Source organism: Lelliottia sp. GFLA7, from assembly GCF_056490165.1.
This window is the reverse complement of sequence record NZ_JBWLAQ010000001.1, coordinates 875,764-894,929: the sequence shown is the minus strand read 5'-3', so window position 1 is coordinate 894,929 and position 19,166 is coordinate 875,764. Positions and strand designations below refer to the sequence as shown.

The 19,166-nt window shown below is 55.1% G+C and carries 15 protein-coding genes; 10 read left to right on the top strand and 5 right to left on the bottom strand.

Features of this window, described 5'->3' with window-relative positions:
• Positions 1–336 precede the first annotated feature (336 nt).
• Positions 337–1,905: an ABC transporter substrate-binding protein gene (locus tag AC07RN_RS04360; RefSeq protein ID WP_478335659.1), complete on the bottom strand. Its 1,569-nt coding sequence runs from the start codon at positions 1,903–1,905 to the stop codon at positions 337–339.
• A 212-nt stretch (positions 1,906–2,117) separates the two neighbouring features.
• Here AC07RN_RS04360 and AC07RN_RS04355 point away from each other — a divergent pair, with 212 nt between their 5' ends.
• Together AC07RN_RS04355 and AC07RN_RS04350 are read left to right on the top strand one after the other, a co-directional pair.
• Complete coding sequence (locus tag AC07RN_RS04355; protein ID WP_478335658.1) at positions 2,118–2,825, top strand: GNAT family N-acetyltransferase; 708 nt, start codon at positions 2,118–2,120, stop codon at positions 2,823–2,825.
• 68 nt (positions 2,826–2,893) lie between these two features.
• Positions 2,894–3,532, top strand: a complete 639-nt coding sequence (locus AC07RN_RS04350) for a tetratricopeptide repeat protein (protein WP_478335657.1) — start codon at positions 2,894–2,896, stop codon at positions 3,530–3,532.
• A gap of 43 nt (positions 3,533–3,575) precedes the next feature.
• On the opposite strand, the gene pdxR is transcribed toward AC07RN_RS04350, so the two are convergent.
• On the bottom strand, positions 3,576–5,054 hold the full coding sequence (gene pdxR, locus AC07RN_RS04345) for a MocR-like pyridoxine biosynthesis transcription factor PdxR (RefSeq protein WP_478335656.1): 1,479 nt from the start codon (positions 5,052–5,054) through the stop codon (positions 3,576–3,578).
• A gap of 103 nt (positions 5,055–5,157) precedes the next feature.
• On the opposite strand from pdxR, the gene AC07RN_RS04340 reads away from it, so the two are divergent.
• Positions 5,158–5,616: a GNAT family N-acetyltransferase gene (locus AC07RN_RS04340; RefSeq protein WP_478335655.1), complete on the top strand. Its 459-nt coding sequence runs from the start codon at positions 5,158–5,160 to the stop codon at positions 5,614–5,616.
• A gap of 92 nt (positions 5,617–5,708) precedes the next feature.
• On the opposite strand, the gene AC07RN_RS04335 is transcribed toward AC07RN_RS04340, so the two are convergent.
• Positions 5,709–6,227, bottom strand: a complete 519-nt coding sequence (locus AC07RN_RS04335) for a ClbS/DfsB family four-helix bundle protein (RefSeq protein ID WP_478335654.1) — start codon at positions 6,225–6,227, stop codon at positions 5,709–5,711.
• Positions 6,228–6,962: 735 nt separating this feature from the next.
• Between AC07RN_RS04335 and AC07RN_RS04330 the strand changes: the two genes are divergently transcribed.
• Genes AC07RN_RS04330 through sitD form a run of 4 tightly spaced genes read left to right on the top strand, consistent with a single transcriptional unit; the run spans position 6,963 to position 10,392 of the window.
• Positions 6,963–7,874, top strand: a complete 912-nt coding sequence (locus AC07RN_RS04330) for a metal ABC transporter substrate-binding protein (RefSeq protein WP_478335653.1) — start codon at positions 6,963–6,965, stop codon at positions 7,872–7,874.
• Between the two features lie 3 nt (positions 7,875–7,877).
• Positions 7,878–8,702 carry a manganese/iron ABC transporter ATP-binding protein gene (locus AC07RN_RS04325; protein ID WP_478335652.1) on the top strand — a complete coding sequence of 275 codons (825 nt, stop codon included), beginning with the start codon at positions 7,878–7,880 and terminating at the stop codon, positions 8,700–8,702.
• Positions 8,699–9,556, top strand: coding sequence for an iron/manganese ABC transporter permease subunit SitC (gene sitC / locus AC07RN_RS04320; protein WP_012016514.1), 858 nt, complete (start codon positions 8,699–8,701; stop codon positions 9,554–9,556). Before AC07RN_RS04325 ends, sitC begins: the two co-directional genes overlap by 4 nt.
• A complete protein-coding gene (gene sitD / locus AC07RN_RS04315; RefSeq protein ID WP_235135044.1) occupies positions 9,553–10,392 on the top strand; it encodes an iron/manganese ABC transporter permease subunit SitD in 840 nt (279 codons plus the stop codon). Before sitC ends, sitD begins: the two co-directional genes overlap by 4 nt.
• Here sitD and entD read toward each other — a convergent pair.
• Both entD and AC07RN_RS04305 read right to left on the bottom strand, forming a co-directional pair.
• Entirely contained in the window at positions 10,361–11,029 is a 669-nt protein-coding gene (gene entD, locus AC07RN_RS04310) for an enterobactin synthase subunit EntD (RefSeq protein WP_478335651.1), read from the bottom strand. The genes sitD and entD overlap by 32 nt on opposite strands.
• A 53-nt stretch (positions 11,030–11,082) precedes the next feature.
• On the bottom strand, positions 11,083–13,335 hold the full coding sequence (locus tag AC07RN_RS04305) for a TonB-dependent siderophore receptor (RefSeq protein WP_478335650.1): 2,253 nt from the start codon (positions 13,333–13,335) through the stop codon (positions 11,083–11,085).
• Between the two features lie 215 nt (positions 13,336–13,550).
• On the opposite strand from AC07RN_RS04305, the gene fes reads away from it, so the two are divergent.
• Genes fes through entF form a run of 3 tightly spaced genes read left to right on the top strand, consistent with a single transcriptional unit; the run spans position 13,551 to position 18,913 of the window.
• A complete protein-coding gene (gene fes, locus AC07RN_RS04300) occupies positions 13,551–14,795 on the top strand; it encodes an enterochelin esterase (protein ID WP_478335801.1) in 1,245 nt (414 codons plus the stop codon).
• Between the two features lie 36 nt (positions 14,796–14,831).
• Complete coding sequence (locus AC07RN_RS04295) at positions 14,832–15,044, top strand: MbtH family protein (RefSeq protein WP_012016519.1); 213 nt, start codon at positions 14,832–14,834, stop codon at positions 15,042–15,044.
• Entirely contained in the window at positions 15,041–18,913 is a 3,873-nt protein-coding gene (entF, locus tag AC07RN_RS04290; RefSeq protein ID WP_478335649.1) for an enterobactin non-ribosomal peptide synthetase EntF, read from the top strand. Before AC07RN_RS04295 ends, entF begins: the two co-directional genes overlap by 4 nt.
• Positions 18,914–19,166 lie beyond the last annotated feature (253 nt).

Below are 19,166 nucleotides of genomic sequence, written 5' to 3'. Positions count from 1 at the left end.
GGTGAGGGGAAACATGCAATACCAGGGGGGATTCCGTTCACCTCATGTCCATTGCTTCTCTGGGCGATTCGGATCAGTGAACGTGCCAGGGCGGCTCAATCGCCACAGCCCTGGCGACCCGGGCTCCCGGCACGAAAATCGTCGCTACGCGATTCCCTCAGCTTTTTCCTTCAGGCTATCGGGTCGGGCGCGATCCTGCATCCCTGCAGGTCACGCCCTCTCCGCGCATCCCTGCGCGTCGCCCCGGCCTTTCGGAAACGCTTCGGCGATTTACAGCCGGATCAAAACCCTTGCTGCATGTCTTCTAGTCACTTTAATATTTCATCGCTGTTTTATTTATTTCGTCACCCGATCGTACCAAACCATATCCGCATTCAGCCCCTGCTGATAACCCTTCACGTTGTCGCGCACCACAATCTGGGTTTTGCCCTGATCGACAAACACGTACGGGGAGTTATGCTGCAATTCCTGCTGCATTTTAGTGTACAAATCCAGACGTTTCGCCGGATCCGGTTCGGCGACCGCTGCCAGCGTGGCTTTGGTCAGCTCGGGGATTTTCCAGCCGTTCAGCCCTGCCACGGTGCTGGATTTCCCGTCGTTCCACGCAAAGGCGCTCGCGTTAGAGTGCGCATCGAAATAATCCGGGATCCACAGGCGAATCGCGGCCTGATGCTGCTTCGCGCGCACGCGCGCATAGACCTGGCTACCCGCGGCCGGGAGGAGATCCACTTTTACACCGCCCTGAGCAAAGCTCGCCTGCATCGACTGGGCGATAGTGATAAACGGCGGTTTGTTCTCCACATCCAGCGTGAAGTGCGCGTCTTTGATGCCCGCTTTGGCGAGGATTTCTTTCGCTTTGGCCGGATCGAATTTAAACGGGTTATCTTCCAGCGCGCCCGGCAGACCGACCGGCAGGAAGCTCTGATGGACAAAATATTGGCCCTTCAGCAGATTTTTGGTGATGCCTTCATAATCTACCAGCCAGCGCGAAGCTTCCCAGAACGCCGGATTATTCAGCAGCGGGTTGGCGCTATTGCCGGCGTTAAACACCAGATAGTTTTGCTCGGCGGACGGTATGCTCAGCACCTTCACACCCGCTTTGCCTTCCAGCGCGCTGATTTGGTCAGCACCCAGATCGCGCGCCACATCTGCATCGCCCTGCTGGATCAGCAGGCGGCGAGAGGCCGGATCCGGTACGTTTTTAATAATGATATTTTTCAGCTTCGGTGCGCCACCAGGCGCCGTTTCGTTGGCCTCCAGCACGATGGCCTGATGCGGCTGGTAAACCTTCATTTTGAATGCGCCACTACCCGCAGAGTGCATTTTCAGCCATGCGTTGCCGAAGTCGTTGTCTTTCACATTCGCGGACACTTGCTTCTCATCCACGATCGAGGCGATCGGCGTGGAGAGAATATTCAGCGCCACCGCCGGGCTGACGTCCGCCGTCCAGTGCAGCGTGAGCGTATGGTCATCCACTTTTTTCAGCTGGCTGGCGATATTGCTTGGCTCCCAGCCCAGCACGTTCAGAATAAATGCCGGGGATTTGTTCAGCGTGACCGCGCGGGTATACGAGAAAATCACGTCTTCCGGGCGCAATGGGTTGCCGGAGGCAAATTTCGTGTCGGGTTTCAGCTTGATTGTGAGCGTTTTGGCGGCGGCATCTTCCTGCCAGCTTTCTGCCAGAATTGGGGTGATTTTTTCCGGATTATCGCGGTCCGGCTGAACCAGACGCTGGTAGAGGCTTGGCACCGTCTGAATACTCGAAAGCTCATTGGCTTCGGCGGGATCGAGGCTGACGATGTCATCAAGACCCTGTGCGACAACCAGTGTATTTGGCGGAGTAGCGGCGTGGGCGGCGGCAGACAGCGCAGCCAGCACCAGTAACGGCAGCAATTTTTTCGTCATAGCGATCCCTGGAAGTGATTTATTGTGATTGTTTTAGGCTCCGTTACGTTAGGCGCAGTCAGAAATTCCGCAAAGTTCAAATTCTGCTTTGCTTATGCCTGCACGGTATAAGGCATGCGTAATGGCTATTAAGCGCTGCGAACAAACAAACCCTTCCCGCCTGCTTTTTGTCCTGATATAACAAATGCATTACATATCAGGGAGTCACAGACGTGCCGGAAATCAATCAACATGGTCAAACCGTTAACGATATTGTCCCGGACTGGAAAGGGGCACAGCTTTTAACCCGCACGCCGCTCATCGGGCGATTCTGTCGGCTTGAACCGCTGGATGCCGCACTTCACGCCGCCGACCTTTTCGATGCCTATTCAATGGGCGATGACAGCGACTGGACGTGGCTTGCCAGCACCCAGCCTGAAAACGTGGAGGCGACGGCCCACTGGATTATCGGCAAAGTGATGGATGACGGGCTGGTACCTTATGCCGTGATGGATGTGAACTCAGAGCGGGCCGTGGGGCTGGTGAGTTACATGGCGATTGAACGAATGATGGGCTCGGTGGAAATCGGCCACGTCACCTGGTCGCGCAAAATGAAAAACACCGCGATGGGCACCGAAGCTGTCTGGCTTCTGCTGAAAAATGCCTTCGAGCATGATTATCGTCGGCTGGAGTGGAAATGTGATTCGATGAACGTTGCGTCACGCAATGCGGCAGAACGGCTCGGATTCGTCTGGGAAGGGCGATTGCGGCAAAAACTGGTGCGTAAAGCGCGCAACCGCGATAGTGACATGCTTTCTATTATTGATGCCGAATGGCCGGAACGTGATGCGGAATTTCGCGCGTGGCTGGCGGCGGAGAATTTTGACGCAGAAGGGCGGCAGATAAAGCGTCTTGAGGAGTTTCGTTATCGGTTATCCTGACAATGAGCGACGCTCGCTATCACCTTAGAATGCCCGAAGGCACGATCCCAAGAAGAGAGAAACAAAAAGTGAAAAACACCCGTTTTCCCTGGCAAGTTGCCTGCGCCGTCGTGATGTTATGGAGCGCAGCGGCCAGTGCCGCTAATCCTCATTTCCCCGCGTGTAACGATATTCAGCAAACCACTGAAAAGGCGAATCGCGGTAATAAAGTCGCGCAGCACGATTTGGCCAACTGTTACTACAACGGCATTGGCGTGAGTATTGATGCGCCCAGAGCCGTATCCTGGTTTACCAAAGCCGCCGAGCAAGGCTATGCGCCAGCGCAGTATGCGTTAAGCGAACGCTACCGGTACGGTCATGGTGTTGAAAAAAACGAGCAGCAATCGTTTGAATGGATGAAGCGCGCAGCCGAACAAAACTATTTGTACGCACAAACCAGTATTGCCACTAAATATGCGATGGGTGAAGGCGTCACGAAAGACCCGGTACAGGCGGCGTGCTGGACTCGCAAAGCGGCGGACCAAGGTAGCCCGGGCGATCAAAAGTTACTGGGTTTTCTTTACGAAAACGGTAGCGGTGTGCCGCAGGATAATGAGCAGGCGCGTTACTGGTATGAAAAAGCCGCCAGCCAGCAGGCTGATCCTTCCGAAGCCCGCAGTGCTCAGCGGTATCTCGATGCTTTGAACAAACGGTTAGCGCAGAAATAGAAAACAGGCCCGCGGCGCTGTGGTGTCGTGGGCATAGATGATTTTACCGCGTCATTGTTTGAGCCAGTTTTTTTATACCGTCAACTATTTCTGAGGGGGTATGCGCTGCAAAACCGAACAGAATAGCCTGCTTCGTGGGCTTTGTTTGGCAGTACCGCGAAAGAGGTTGTGCGCCTAAACCGGCTTTACGGCATTTATCGATCATGTACAATTCCTGAATCCCATCGGCTAACCAACACACGATGTGAATGCCTGAATCGAAAGGTTCGGCGAGAGTGATTTCTGGTAAGTACAACTGTATGGCTTCGATCATTACGCGCTGGCGTTCATGACAGGCTTTTCTTACCCGTCTGACGTGACGCGCGTAATGCCCTTCGGAAATAAATGCGGCAAGTATCATTTGTTCCAAATAAGGGGTACGCGTATCGCCGTAATATTTGGCGATTTTAAATGACTCCACGAGACTCTCGGGTATCACTAAAAAACCCAAATGAAATCCGGGGAACATCATTTTAGAAAATGAGCCGGCATATATTACCCGCTGTTGTTTATCCAGTCCTTGAAGGGCTTGTATGGGTTGTGCGGTATATCTGAATTCACTGTTATAATCATCTTCAAAAATCCACATCTTATTTTCTGAAGCCCAGTCAAGCAGCGCAATTCTTCTGGATAAACTTAATGTGCCGCCAAGAGGAAATTGATGAGAGGGCGACGTGAAAATCATTTTTGCCTGTGGCCAGTGTTTTATCGCATACGAAATATCCATACCCTTGTTATCACTGATGACAGGGCGGACTGTGGCCCCCATGGACGTAAATGCGCCTAACGCCCCATCGTAACCCGGCTCGTCCAGCCACACTTCGTCGCCTCTTTGTAAAAGGACGTGCGCCGTAAGATTCATCGCCTGCTGGGTGCCATTGACGATAAGAATCTGCTCGTCAGAGCAATGCAAACCTCGCGTTGCGCGTACGTATTCGCCAATCGCGGCTCTTAAGGGTTTATATCCCAGGGCTTCATGGAGTTTGCCATCCTGATGACGAAACTGACGCCAGATTCGCCCTAACATGCGTCCCCAAAGCTCATAGGGAAATAAATCGACACAGCCGATACCAATATTAAACGTCATATTGTTCCCGGAGAGCGGCGCGGTTTTCTCCCATATTTTTGTCAGTGCATCCCGGTCGGGATGAATAGTGGGCACACTATTTTCGGAGCTGGTGTCCTGGTCAGGGGCGGTGGCTTTAATATGAATCACATCATCCGGAACAGTTGAGGTGACAAAGGTTCCTGAGCCGTGTTTGGTCGTGAGATAACCTTCATCGATAAGGCGATCGATACCGGCTATCACCGAGTTTCTGGAAATTGACATCATCTCAGAAAATGTCCTGCTGGAGGGGAGTTTACTGCCCGCCTTCAGTTGACCATTGAGAATCAGTTCTTTAATCGTCAAATAAAACTGCTCTTTGATTTTTCCTTTTTTAAGTATTAAACCGGGAAAACTCACAACGCTTTTTTTGTTCACAAAGTGGATCCCTGAAAAAATCAAAAAGTGTGTCTTATATGATACCACTAAGGGGCGTACTCTTTCACTATCAAGATTGATAAGGTTCTATAAGGTGATTGATATGATGGATGAAAATTTAAAAATCTCTGTGGCTCCCGTTCAAGAGGACGATTATGCAAAGTGGCTGCCTTACTGGGTGAAGTATCAGCAATTTTATGAGGTCCAGTTGCCTGAAGAGACGACCTCTGAAACCTGGAAGCGCTTTTTTGATGCCGATAAAGACATGCATTGTGCGGTGGCGAAAAAAGGGCAAACCGTTCTTGGGTTTGTTCACTACGTTTTTCATGGCTCAACTTGGTCTGTAAATGACTTTTGTTATTTAGAGGATTTATTTGTCGCTGAAAATAGCCGGGGAAATAATATCGGCAAACAGCTGATTGAATATGTCCAACAAAAAGCCAAAGAGCGTGAGTGTGGCCGGTTATATTGGCATACGCAGGAGAAAAACGTGACGGCGCAAAGATTGTATAACTGGGTGGCAGAAAAACCAGGCGTTATCGAATATAGATTGCCGCTCTAAAGTTAACGCTCGCGAGTAATGAATATGCTTTTCGGTGAGGGGATTTCTGCACCGAAAAGTAAAAGCCCGCACAGATCTGTCTGCGTGGGCTTTTATTTTAGACTGAACTGATTATTTTTGGCCCACTGTCTTATTCTTCCATTCGCATTGGCATACGGTGATGATGTATTAAAAGAGATCATGCGTCCCATCGTCCATTTCGTATACCAGGGTTTACCATAAAGAATATCATCCGAGCGTTCATCAATCAGTCTCACTATATTTTCTTTTGCTGATTCGAGTTCAGTGAGTAACGCGTGATAATTTAATTCTTTATAATCCGCATAAAATTTTTGCGCCAGAAGGCCCAGTTGATTCCACTTAAATCCGGTTTCCGGGAAATCAACGGGCAACCCTTTTTCGTCAGCAGTGATCCACTTCACTACCAGATGGTTCCAGCCGAGCAGATAAGAAACCAGATCGCGAACACTTATCTGCGTGCCTTTCGCATGCCCATCCATGGCATTATCCAACGTCATCTCTTCAGGGATGGTGTTGAGATAGCCCATTAATTTACTGAAATTTTTATCAATCGCTGAACGTAATTCAGCCTTTGTTTGCGGCACAGTCACAAAGCGTTACCTCGTACGTAGTGCGTCCTGCTTACCTGGATTACATTGCTCGTGAGTTCCAGGAAGATAAAATTTCCCCGCTTTATTCGGCGCTGTTCCTCCAGGGCAACCTGAACGGCCAGGGGTGTTATTTGCGCTGCCTCCGTCTGAACCATTCCCACCGTCAGCCCCGTTTCCGCCGTCGCCACCATTCCCACCATTTGCGGCACTGACTGAAAAGCTAAACAGCATGAAAGCACAAAGAAATATACGTTTGATCATGATTCTGACTCCAGTATTGAGCAGTACGATTCCAGGAAATCTGGGGGGACGGCCGAATGACTCACCCACAAACCATTGAACGCCTTTAAAAACCCTGTGTAAACTCCGGTTTTTGGCTGTTTTTCGAAGAGACAATGATTACCGATTTGAATAATCAACATATGCGCCTGGAATATTACCGATGTAAGGCAAATCTATTTCACTTTATATTCGAGCCGCTTCGCAATTATTAACATTCGCCAATAATACGACACTGTGGATTTATCCATGGCGTTATAATAGAGACGGCAACGTTAATCGTGAGAACGACAAAGTATGGCAGAGGCACAAGCACACAAACGCCACGTTCCGACAGAGAGGCCTGAACTGACACAATTTTAATGATAATTATTTTCATTTAAATATAGCCTATGCTATATAAGATAGCACAGGCTAATTTTGCTTTGAATTTAACCACTTCAGGAGGCTCTCGCGATGCGACCATGGCAAGGATTTAAAAAGGTGCTGTTCGGCATACTGTTCACCGCGGTAAGCACCTCGGGAGCATTTGCGGCGGAAAAATTCAGGGTAATCACCACGTTTACCGTCATTGCTGATATGGCGAAAAACGTCGCAGGCGATGCAGCTGAAGTCACCTCGATCACCAAACCTGGCGCAGAAATCCACGAATATCAGCCTACTCCCGGCGACATCAAACGCGCGCAAAAGGCACAGCTTATTCTGTCGAATGGCATGAATCTGGAGCTGTGGTTCCAGCGCTTCTTCCAGCATCTGAATGGCGTGCCGGAAGTGGAAGTCACGAAAGGGATCACGCCGATGGGGATAAACGAAGGGCCGTATAACGGCAAACCCAACCCGCATGCGTGGATGTCCCCGGACAACGCGCTGATTTACGTCGATAACATTCGCGATGCACTGGTGAAGTACGATCCGACGAATACCCAAATTTATCAGCGTAACGCTGAGGTTTATAAGCAAAAAATTACCCAGACGCTTGAACCGCTGCGCAAGCAGGTGGCTGACATCCCAGAAGACAAGCGCTGGATGGTTACCAGTGAAGGGGCGTTTTCCTACCTCGCGCGGGATTTGGGCCTGAAGGAACTTTATCTCTGGCCGATCAACGCCGATCAGCAGGGTACGCCGCAGCAGGTGCGCAAAGTGATCGACCTGGTGAAGAAAAATCACATTCCGGCGGTGTTCAGTGAAAGTACCGTTTCCGATAAACCGGCTCGTCAGGTGGCGCGTGAAACCGACACCCACTACGGCGGCGTGCTGTATGTGGATTCTCTGAGCGCCGAAAACGGCCCGGTGCCAACCTATCTCGATCTGCTCAATGTCACGACCCGCACGCTGGTGCAGGGCATTCACGACGGCATGAAGGAGTAAAATATGCAGGCTCAGGGGATTGTCGTATCCGATGTGACGGTGACCTATCGCAATGGTCACACCGCCTTACGGAACGCCACGTTCAGCGTACCGGGTGGCTCCATTGCGGCGCTTGTTGGCGTGAATGGTTCCGGTAAATCAACGTTATTTAAAGCGGTGATGGGATTTGTTCGGGCGGCGAGCGGCAATATCGCGATTCTGGGCATGCCCACCCAGCAGGCGCTGCGTCAGAATCTGGTCGCTTACGTCCCTCAGTCGGAAGAGGTGGACTGGTCGTTTCCGGTGTTGGTCGAAGATGCGGTGATGATGGGGCGCTACGGCCACATGGGATTCATGCGCATCCCCAAAGAGAAGGATCGCCAGATTGTCACCGAAGCGCTGGCTCGCGTCGATATGCTCGAGTTACGCCATCGACAAATCGGCGAACTGTCTGGCGGGCAGAAAAAACGCATCTTCCTGGCACGCGCTATCGCGCAGCAGGGCGAAGTTATCCTGCTGGATGAGCCGTTTACCGGCGTGGATGTCAAAACCGAAGCCAGAATTATCAGCTTGCTACGAGAGTTGCGTAACGAAGGTAAAACAATGCTGGTCTCGACCCACAATTTGGGTTCAGTGACCGAGTTTTGCGATTACACCGTGATGGTGAAAGGTACTGTGCTGGCAAGTGGTCCGACGGAAACCACCTTTACGGCCGATAACCTCGAGCGCGCCTTTAGCGGCGTGCTGCGCCACGTGGTGCTCAGCGGTTCGGAAGACCGCATTATTACCGATGACGAGCGTCCTTTTGTCTCGCATCGTCTGCCTGCGGATAAGCGGGAACCATCATGAATGCACTCCTGGAACCTTTTGGCTATGAGTACATGCTCAATGCGATGTGGGTGTCGGCGATGGTGGGCGGTCTGTGCGCGTTTCTCTCTTGCTATTTGATGCTCAAGGGCTGGTCGCTGATTGGTGACGCGCTCTCGCACTCGATTGTGCCGGGTGTGGCAGGGGCGTACATGCTCGGGCTGCCGTTCTCGCTGGGGGCATTTTTGTCGGGTGGGCTGGCGGCTGCCAGCATGCTGTTTCTCAACCAGCGAAGCCGCCTGAAAGAAGACGCCATTATTGGGCTGATTTTCTCCTCCTTTTTCGGGCTGGGGCTCTTTATGGTGTCGCTCAATCCGACCTCCGTGAATATTCAAACCATCGTGCTGGGCAATATTCTGGCCATCGCGCCAGAAGATATCCTGCAGCTCACGATCATTGGCGTGGTCTCGATTCTGGTTCTGCTGTTCAAATGGAAGGATCTGATGGTGACGTTTTTCGATGAGAATCACGCTCGCGCCATCGGCTTGCGTCCCGAGCGCCTGAAAATCCTGTTCTTTACGCTGCTGGCGGTCTCCACCGTGGCGGCGCTACAAACGGTCGGCGCTTTTCTGGTGATCTGTCTGGTGGTGACGCCCGGTGCCACCGCGTGGCTGCTCACCGATCGTTTTCCGCGTTTGCTGATGATTGCGGTGGCGATTGGCAGTCTCACCAGTTTCCTCGGCGCGTGGGCCAGCTATTATCTGGACGGCGCAACGGGCGGCATTATTGTGGTCGCGCAGACGCTGCTGTTCCTGCTGGCCTTTGTTTTTGCACCGAAGCACGGCCTGCTGGCAAACCGTCGTCGGGCGCGTCAGGCGGTGGAGGTACAGGAATGATCGCGCTACTGCTCGAACCCTTCCAGTTCGCTTTTATGAATAATGCGATGCTGATTTCACTGATGGTCGCCGTGCCCTGCGCGCTGCTGTCGGTCTTTTTGGTCCTGAAGGGCTGGGCGCTGATGGGCGATGCCATGAGTCATGCGGTCTTTCCGGGCGTGGTGCTGGCCTGGATGCTCGGCCTGCCGCTGGCGTTAGGCGCGTTCGTGGCGGGATTATTCTGCGCCGTCGCCACGGGATACCTGAAAGATAACAGCCGTATCAAGCAAGATACCGTCATGGGCATCGTGTTTTCCGGCATGTTCGCCGCAGGGTTGATTCTCTATATCGCCGTTAAGCCGGAAGTGCATCTCGACCATATTCTGTTTGGCGATATGCTGGGGATTAACGCAATGGATATCGCCCAGAGCGGGATCGTGGCGGCGCTGATTACGCTGGTCATTGGCCTTAAATGGCGCGATTTCCTGCTGTTCTGCTTTGACTATCAGCAGGCGCAGGTGAGCGGTTTACGCACCCGGTGGCTGCACTATGGCCTGCTGTGCATGGTCTCGCTCACCATCGTGGCGACGCTAAAAGCGGTGGGGATTATTCTGTCGATTTCGCTGCTGATTGCCCCTGGGGCGATAGCGGTGCTGGTAACGACGCGCTTCCACGTCGCGCTGCTGGTGGCGGTGATGATATCCATGCTGGTGTGCGTCAGCGGCGTATACCTGTCGTTTTACCTCGACAGCGCGCCTGCGCCGACCATCGTAGTGCTGTTTGCGCTGGTGTTTATCATCACTTTTGCCGTGACCAGCGTGAACGCTAAGCGGCGGGAAAATATGACAGCAGGGTAATCACCCGATCGTCATCGCGCAGCCAGTGAAGTGTGAACTGCGTGCCTTCGTGAAAGCCTGCTAGTGGACGGGTCAGTGCCAGCGTCAGGCTCCCGGCTGCGAGCGCGATGACGCGTGCGCTGTCAAAACCCATCAGGGCATTAACGTTGGGAAACAGCGCTTTAAACACGCTCTCTTTAGCGCTGAATGTCAGGGTGAGCGCCAGCGCAAACGGCAAGGATGTGCGACGTAAAAGCGTCTCTTCTTCGTGGTCGATAATTCCGTCTTTGATCTCTTGTGCCTCAAGCGCATCCAGGATCTGTTCGCAATCAATCCCCAACAGCTGCTTCGTGTGATTCGATACGACGGCCAGCGCGCAGGCGGCGGTATGAGTGATACTGCCGACGCACCCCGTCTGCCACAGCGGTTCGCCATTAATACCGATGCCGGGAATAGCGGAGACACCTAAATGCTGCAACGCATGGGCTGCGGCGATGCGTCCGGCGAGATGTTCGGCTTTACGTTTGTGGGCGGCGTGAGCAAGGTGTTGATGATGGGGCAGCCACAACAAATCGGCGTCAGTAAAGGTGTCGGGTTCAAACGCGATTTGGTGAACAGTTTGGCTGGCAAGGGAAAAGGTGGTGTGAAGCGTGCGCATGGATCCCCTTAGATGCAAAAAGCCCCCTTCGGTGGAAGAGGGCTTACAGTCTATCAGAAGTGCGTATTAACGCTCATATACCAGGTTCGACCCGGCTCGTTATAGGTGTACGCGCCTGCGCCGTACATATACGCTCCGGTTTTGTCGTTGCCGGTGGTTTGCGCATTACCCGCGCGCCACTGGCGTTTATCGAAGACGTTATCCACGCCACCGGTCAGGCTAACGTTTTTAGTCACATCCCAGCTCGCGCTCAGGCCTACGATGCTGTACGGGCTGACTTCGTCGCTCTCAGAACCGGTCACCGGTTGACCTTTGTAGTTGTATTTCTTCGGCTGCTGTTTGCCGTACCACGTAAAGGTAGATTGCACCGATACATCCTGATGTACTTGCCAGCTCAGCGTTGAGTTCAGCGTGTACTCCGGGATGATCGACAGACGATCGCCGGTCTCTTTGTTCTTACTTTGTAGCATGTAAGTAATGTTGTTGGTCCAGTTCACCGTCTCGGTAACCGGCACATTCAACGTCCCCTCCAGGCCTTCTACGACCGCTTTCGGCACGTTTTCCCACTGATAAATATCGGTTTTGGTTTTGCCGAGAGAGGTCTGATCAATCGGGGCATAACCGGCTTCGATTTTATCGCGGTAATCGTTGCGGAACCACGTCACGCCCGCCATCCAGCCGTCACGTTTGAACTCCAGACCGATCTCTTTGTTGATGCTGGTCTCGGCTTTAAGATCGTCGTTGCCCATCATGTAGCACCCGACGCCGTCACCGCTGGCGTAGCAGCCCTGGCCTTTGCTATAGAGCAAATAGTTCGGGTTGGTCTGATACAGGCTTGGCGCTTTGTATGCGCGCGCGATACCCATTTTCAGGGTGAAGTCATCGCCTAAGCCCTGAGACAGGTTCAGGGACGGGCTCCAGTTATTGCCCACGATCGTGTGATGATCGAAGCGCAGCGCCGGTGTCAGCATGGTACTGTCGGTCAGTTCCATGTTGTTTTCGGCGAACAGAGAGAAGATTTCAGCCCGCGAATATGGGCTGCGATTGTCGCTCATGCCAGGGATCGTGCCGCCTTGCTGGGCCTGTCCGTTGGAGGACATATCCTTCATGCGCTGCTGATTCCACTCGGTTCCCAGGGTCAGGTTTTGATTCACCAGGAAATCGATCGGCAGGTTCACCTCACTGTGCAACATCACGTCTGACAGATCGGTATCGGTAAATTTATTGCTGTTGAACAACCCTTCCAGACCGCCTGCCAGGCCTTCACCCAGACGTGAATTGCGGGTGTGTTCGTACTGCGCCCAGTTGCTGGTGGTCACGCCATTATCCCAGCCGCCGTTCCAGGTGACGGCAAAGTTCTGGCGATAAATACGGTTAGTCTCTTTACCGTAATTTTTTTTCACCAGACCGTTGCTGCTGTTATCGTTGTTGGTGTTCTGGGTGTCACCTGCGTAGAGGTTATTCTGACGGCTGTAGCCCGCTTCAAACTCCAGCGACTGCATCGGGGCGAAGTCCCAGCGCACCACGCCGTTGACGTCTTTGTTCTCGACCCCTTCACGACCGGCCGGGAGCGTGTCGGCATACATACCCGTACGTTCAGACTGATGACCCTGGTTGATATCCCATGCGTCGGCCTGGGTTTTATCCAGATTGCCGTAAAGGCGGAAGCTAAAATCGCCGCCCAGAGGGCCGCTCAGGTTGAAGTTGGTGCGTTTTGTTGAACCTTCCTCTTTGTGCTCAGGCGCGTTCAGATAAGTGTTCCAGGAACCATGCCACTGGTCATCGAATTTCTTGGTGATGATATTCACCACGCCACCCGCTGCACCATTACCGTAACGCGCTGCTGCCGGGCCGCGAATCACTTCGATGCTTTCAACCATTTCAGGAGGAACCCAGCCGGTATCACCGCGGGTATCGCGCTCGCCACGCCAGCCCAGACGGATGGAATTGCGGCTGGTGACGGGTTTGCCGTCAATCAGGATCAGGGTGTTTTCCGGTCCCATGCCGCGAATGTCGATCTGACGGTTGTTGCCGCGCTGGCCGCTGGTGGAGTTGCCGGTCAGGTTGACGCCTGGCATGGTACGGATAATTTCAGCTAAGTCTCGCGCAGGAGGATTTTTACGAATTTCGTCGGCAGTGATTTTAGAAACGCCCGGTGCCTGTAAATTCTGCTCTGCGGCAGTGATCACCATGGTGTCTTCGTGCGATGCGCCGCTGGCGGTGGCATCGTCTGCCATCGCGGGCAATGCAACCCCGTAAATTCCCAGATTGACCAGCAAGGCCAGGGAGTGAATCTTGTTATTCATTGTACGTCCTGCTTTTCAGTGCCGCGTCCCCTTGGCTCCATTCCCGAATGGGAGAGGAGGCGGCAAGTTGTCACCCGCATATTGCGTAAGCAGCCCTGTCCTCGAGCGCACACAATGCATGGCATGGTTATTTTATGAGCGCGCTTCCCACAGCGCGGGCACTACGCTATTGCAAATGAAAATAGTTATCAATAATATTATCAACAAAATTTGTCCTGAAACAAAATACTGTTAAACATGAGGTTAAGCGGGTGACGGCGTTAACAACGGGAAGTGAAGCCTGGTGGCAGTCGAAAAACGGTCCGGAATGGGCGCGTGAAAAAGACCTTTATCGTGTCACCTTTTGGTGGCGCGATCCGGTTGGCACGGCGCGTTCATCGGCGATAAAACGGGTGTGGATTTACATCACTGGCGTCACCGATCACCATCAAAACGCGCAGCCGCAATCACTCGAACGCATTCCCGATACCGACGTCTGGCAGTGGCAGGGCGATTTCAGCCCGGAATGGCGCGGCAGTTACTGTTTTATCCCCTCTGAAAACGAACAGGATTTTGCCGAAGCGGTTTTCAACGCCGCAACGCCCGATCGCATGGCGCTGCGCGAAGGCTGGCGCAAACTGCTGCCAAAGGCGATTTCCGATCCGCTTAATCCGCAAAGCTGGCGCGGGGGGCGCGGGCACCCGGTTTCGGCGCTCGAAATGCCGCACGCGGCAGTGCAGCCCGGCTGGAATCATCCTGATACACCGTATTCCCCACCTAAATGTATCGACTGGCACAGCCCGCGCCTGGGCAATTCCCGCCGCGTGTGGATTTTTACCACCGGCGATGAGAAGAACCCGGCTGAACGTCCGCTGGCGGTGCTGCTCGACGGTCAGTTCTGGGCTGAAAGCATGCCGGTCTGGTCGCCGCTAACCGCCCTGACGCAAGAGGGCCACCTGCCACCCGCGGTGTACGTGCTGATTGATGTTATCGACACCGCGCACCGCAGTCGTGAGTTGCCCTGCAACCCCGATTTCTGGCTGGCGTTACAGGAAGAGTTACTCCCGCAAATACAGGCGCTAACGCCTTTCAGCGCGCGCGCGGATCGCACCGTGGTTGCCGGGCAGAGTTTTGGTGGCCTGTCATCACTGTATGCCGCGCTCAACTGGCCGCATCGGTTTGGCTGCGTGCTCAGCCAGTCGGGGTCGTACTGGTGGCCGCATCGCGGCGCGAATCAGGACGGGCTGCTTATCGAACAACTCAAAGCGGGTGAGAAATCGGCGACGGGCCTGCGTATCGTGCTTGAAGCGGGTCGCCGCGAGCCGCTGATTTTCCGCGCCAATCAGGCGCTTTACGCCCAACTACAGCACTCGCAGCAAACGGTTTTCTGGCGTCAGGTCGACGGCGGACATGATGCGCTTTGCTGGCGTGGCGGGCTGACGCAGGGGCTAATGACCCTCTGGCAGCCGCTCATTCATTAACGCCAGGCTGGCGATTTCTCTCGACAGGAGTTTGGTATGGAATTCAGTAATCCCTTCGACAATCCACAGGGGCAATTCGCTATTTTGCAAAATCACCACGGTGAGTACAGCCTGTGGCCGCAGGCGTGCGCATTGCCCGCTGGCTGGCGTGTGATCTGTGAGCCGCAATCGCCGCAAGCCTGCGAACAATGGCTGACCGAAAACTGGCAGACGCTTGTGCCCTCTCATTTTGCGGAGGACAAGGCATGAGCGCGCGTCTTCCGCTTGTGGCGGCCCAGACGGGGATCTGGATGGCAGAGCAGCTTTCAACGCTGCCAAACGCCTGGAGCGTGGCCCACTACACCGAGCTGAACGGCGAAATCAACGCGCCGCTGCTGGCAAAAGCGATAGTGGCAGGCATGATGCAGGCCGATACGTTGCGCACGCGCTTTAGCGAAGACAACGGCGAAGTGTGGCAGTGGATTGATGAGTCGATGGTTTTCGCTGAACCGCAGATTATCGATTTGCGTCACCACACCGATCCGCACGCGGCGGCGATGGTGCTGATGGAGGCCGATCTTAACCAGAACCTGCGCGTCGACAGCGGTCAACCGCTGGCGTTTCATCTGCTGATTCACGTGGGCGAAAACCACTGGTACTGGTATCAGCGCTATCACCATTTAGTAGTTGATGGCTTCAGTTTCCCGGCCATTACCCGCCAGATCGTGACTATTTATCGCGCGTGGTCTGCAAACCAACCGACGCCCGAATCCCCGTTTACGCCGTTTGCCGACGTGGTGGATGAATACCACCGCTATCGTGAAAGCGAGGCCTACAAGCGTGATGGCGCGTTCTGGGCCGAGCAGCGCAAACAGCTGCCACCGCCAGTGTCGCTCTCTGCCGCGCCGCTGCCGGGGCGTGCCGTCACGACGGATATTTTACGACTTAAGCTAGCCGCCGATAGCCGCGCATTTAGCCAGCTTGTCCGCGCATCAGGCCAGGTTCAGCGCACCGATCTGGCGCTGGCGCTGGTCGCGCTGTGGTTGGGGCGTCTGACCGGCCGACTTGATTACGCCGCTGGATTCATCTTTATGCGCCGTATGGGATCGGCGGCGCTCACCGCGACCGGCCCGGTACTGAACGTCCTGCCGATGGCGGTGAATATTGATCCAAACGAAACGCTGCCAGCTCTGGCGCAGCGTCTGGCGAATCAGCTGAAAAAGATGCGTCGCCACCAGCGCTACGACGCCGAGCAGATTGTTCGTGACAGTGGTCGCACAGCGGGCGACGAAGCGCTGTTTGGCCCGGTATTGAACGTCAAAGTCTTTGATTATCAACTGGCGCTGGACGGCGTGCTGGCGACAACGCACATGCTGGCGACCGGTCCGGTCAACGATCTGGAATTGGCGCTTTTCCCGGACGAGCAGGGCGGTTTGAGTATTGAAATTCTGGCGAACAAGCAGCGCTACGACGAAGCAACGCTCACGCGACACGTTGCGCGTCTGGACAGGCTGCTGGCGCAATTTGCGGCCAACGTCGACCTGAGATGTGGTGACGCCGAAACCGTCTCGCCGCAGGAATACCAGCAGCTCGAGCGCGTTAACGATACGGGCGTTGCGCTACCGCTCACCACGCTGAGTGCGCTGGTGGCGGAGCAGGCGCAAAAAACGCCGGATGCGCCCGCGCTGGCGGATGCCAACATTGAACTCAGCTATCGCCAGATGCGCGAGCAGGTGGTGGCGCTGGCGACATTACTGCGCGAACGTGGGGTGAAGCCGGGCGACAGCGTGGCGGTTGCCTTGCCGCGTTCGGTATTTCTGGCTCTGGCGCTGCACGGCATCGTCGAAGCAGGTGCCGCCTGGCTGCCACTCGACACCGGCTATCCGGACGATCGCCTGCGCATGATGCTGGAAGACGCGCGGCCATCGCTTCTGATCACCACCGACGATCAGCTCCCGCGCTTTAGCGACCTGCCGATTTCGTCGTTTAGTTACAACACACTCTTACCCGCTGCGGACGGTGAACCGTTGGGCCTGAGTGCCCCGCAGCAGACCGCGTATATCATCTTTACCTCCGGTTCGACCGGACGCCCGAAAGGGGTCATGGTGGGGCAAACCGCCATCGTCAACCGTCTGCTGTGGATGCAAAACCACTATCCGCTCACCGCGCAGGACGTGGTGGCGCAGAAAACGCCGTGCAGTTTTGACGTCTCGGTGTGGGAATTCTGGTGGCCGTTTATCGCCGGAGCAAAACTGGTCATGGCCGAGCCGGACGCGCACCGCGATCCGCTCGCGATGCAGCAATTCTTTGCGCATAACGGCGTCACCACTACCCACTTTGTACCGTCAATGCTGGCGGCGTTTGTCGCCTTATTGACGCCAGAAAATGCGGACTGCTGCGTGAGTCTGAAACAGGTGTTCTGTAGCGGCGAAGCGCTGCCGACCGAGCTGTGCCGCGAGTGGGAACAGCTGACGCACGCGCCGCTGCATAACCTGTATGGCCCGACGGAAGCGGCGGTGGACGTGAGCTGGTATCCGGCCTTTGGCGACGAGCTGGCGGCGGTGTCAGGCAACAGCGTGCCGATTGGTTTCCCTGTGTGGAATACCGGCCTGCGTATTCTCGATGGCCTGATGCGCCCGGTGCCGTTTGGCGTGGCGGGCGACCTGTATCTCACCGGCATTCAGCTGGCGCAGGGTTATCTGGGACGACCGGATCTGACCGCCAGCCGCTTTATCGCCGATCCGTTTTCCCCGGGCGAGCGTATGTATCGCACCGGTGACGTCGCCCGCTGGTTGGATAATGGCGCGGTGGAATATCTGGGCCGGAGCGACGATCAGCTGAAAATTCGCGGTCAGCGTATTGAGTTGGGCGAAATTGACCGTGCGATGTTATCGCTTCCTGATGTGGCGCAGGCGGTGGCGCATGCCTGCGTGTTTAATCAGGCGGCGGCCACGGGCGGCGATGCGCGTCAGCTGGTGGGCTACGTGGTGTCCGAATCCGGTTTGCCGCTGGATCGCGAGGCGCTGCTTGACGCATTAAAAGCGCAACTCCCGGCGCACATGGTCCCAGTGGTGTTGTTGCAAATCAGCGAACTGCCGCTATCGGCCAACGGTAAGCTGGATCGCAAAGCGCTGCCGCTGCCGGATCTGACCCGCAAAACCTCCGGGCGCGCGCCGGAAACGGCAACGGAAATCGCCGTCGCGCAGGCATTTTCCGATCTTCTGGGCTGCGACGTGAATGACATCGAGGCGGATTTCTTTGCGCTCGGCGGCCACTCGCTGCTGGCAATGCGCCTGGCGGCACAGCTGAGCCGTGCGTTTTCCCGCAAAGTGACGCCGGGACAAATTATGGTGGCGTCCACGGTCAATCAACTGAGCACACTGCTGGCGTCACAAATCAGCGATGAGCAGGCGCAGCGTCTGGGCTTTGAGACGATTTTGCCGCTGCGTCAAAGCGATGGCCCGACGCTGTTCTGCTTCCATCCGGCGTCCGGGTTTGCGTGGCAGTTCAGCGTGCTGGCGCGCTATCTCAGCCCGCGCTGGTCGATTACCGGTATTCAGTCGCCACGTCCGGAAGGACCGATGGCGCAGTGTGCGACGCTGGATGAGGTGATCGCGCATCATCTCAATACTCTGCGCGCGCAGCAGCCGCACGGACCGTATTATCTTTTCGGCTATTCCCTCGGCGGGACGTTAGCGCAGGGGATCGCGGCGCGTCTGCGCGAGCAGGGCGAAGAGGTCGCTTTCCTGGGGCTGTTGGACACCTGGCCGCCGGAGACGCAAAACTGGGCGGAGAAAGAGGCCAACGGTCTTGATCCTGAAGTGCTGGCGGAAATCGAGCGCGAGCGCGAAGCGTTCGTTGTGGCGCAGCAGGGGCAGGCATCCAGCGAGCTGTTTAACGCGATTGAAGGCAACTACGCGGATGCGGTGCGCTTGCTGACGACCGCACACAGTGCACGATTTGACGGTAAAGCGACGCTGTTTGTCGCCGAGCGTACGCGAACGATGGAGCCGCAGCAGGCGTGGGAGCCGTGGGTGAATGAGCTGGTGGTTTATCATCAGGATTGCGCCCACGTCGATATCATCTCCCCGCAGGCGTTCGAGCAGATTGGCCCCGTGCTGAAAGAGATTTTGGGGTAGATTTCCCCCTCACCCCAGCCCTCTCCCTCTCTGTATGAGGGAAGGAACCGTTCTGCGCAGTCATTCAGTCCGGCAGATAACTTCCGGCGAATCGGTAGCGCTAGTGGGTTTTCTCCCTCTCTGTATGAGGGAAGGAACCGTTCTGCGCAGTCATTCAGTCCGGCAGGTCACTTCCGGCGAATCTGGATCGCTGGTGTTTTTTCTCCCTCTCTGTATGCGGGAAGGAACCGTTCTGCGCAGTCATTCAGTCCGG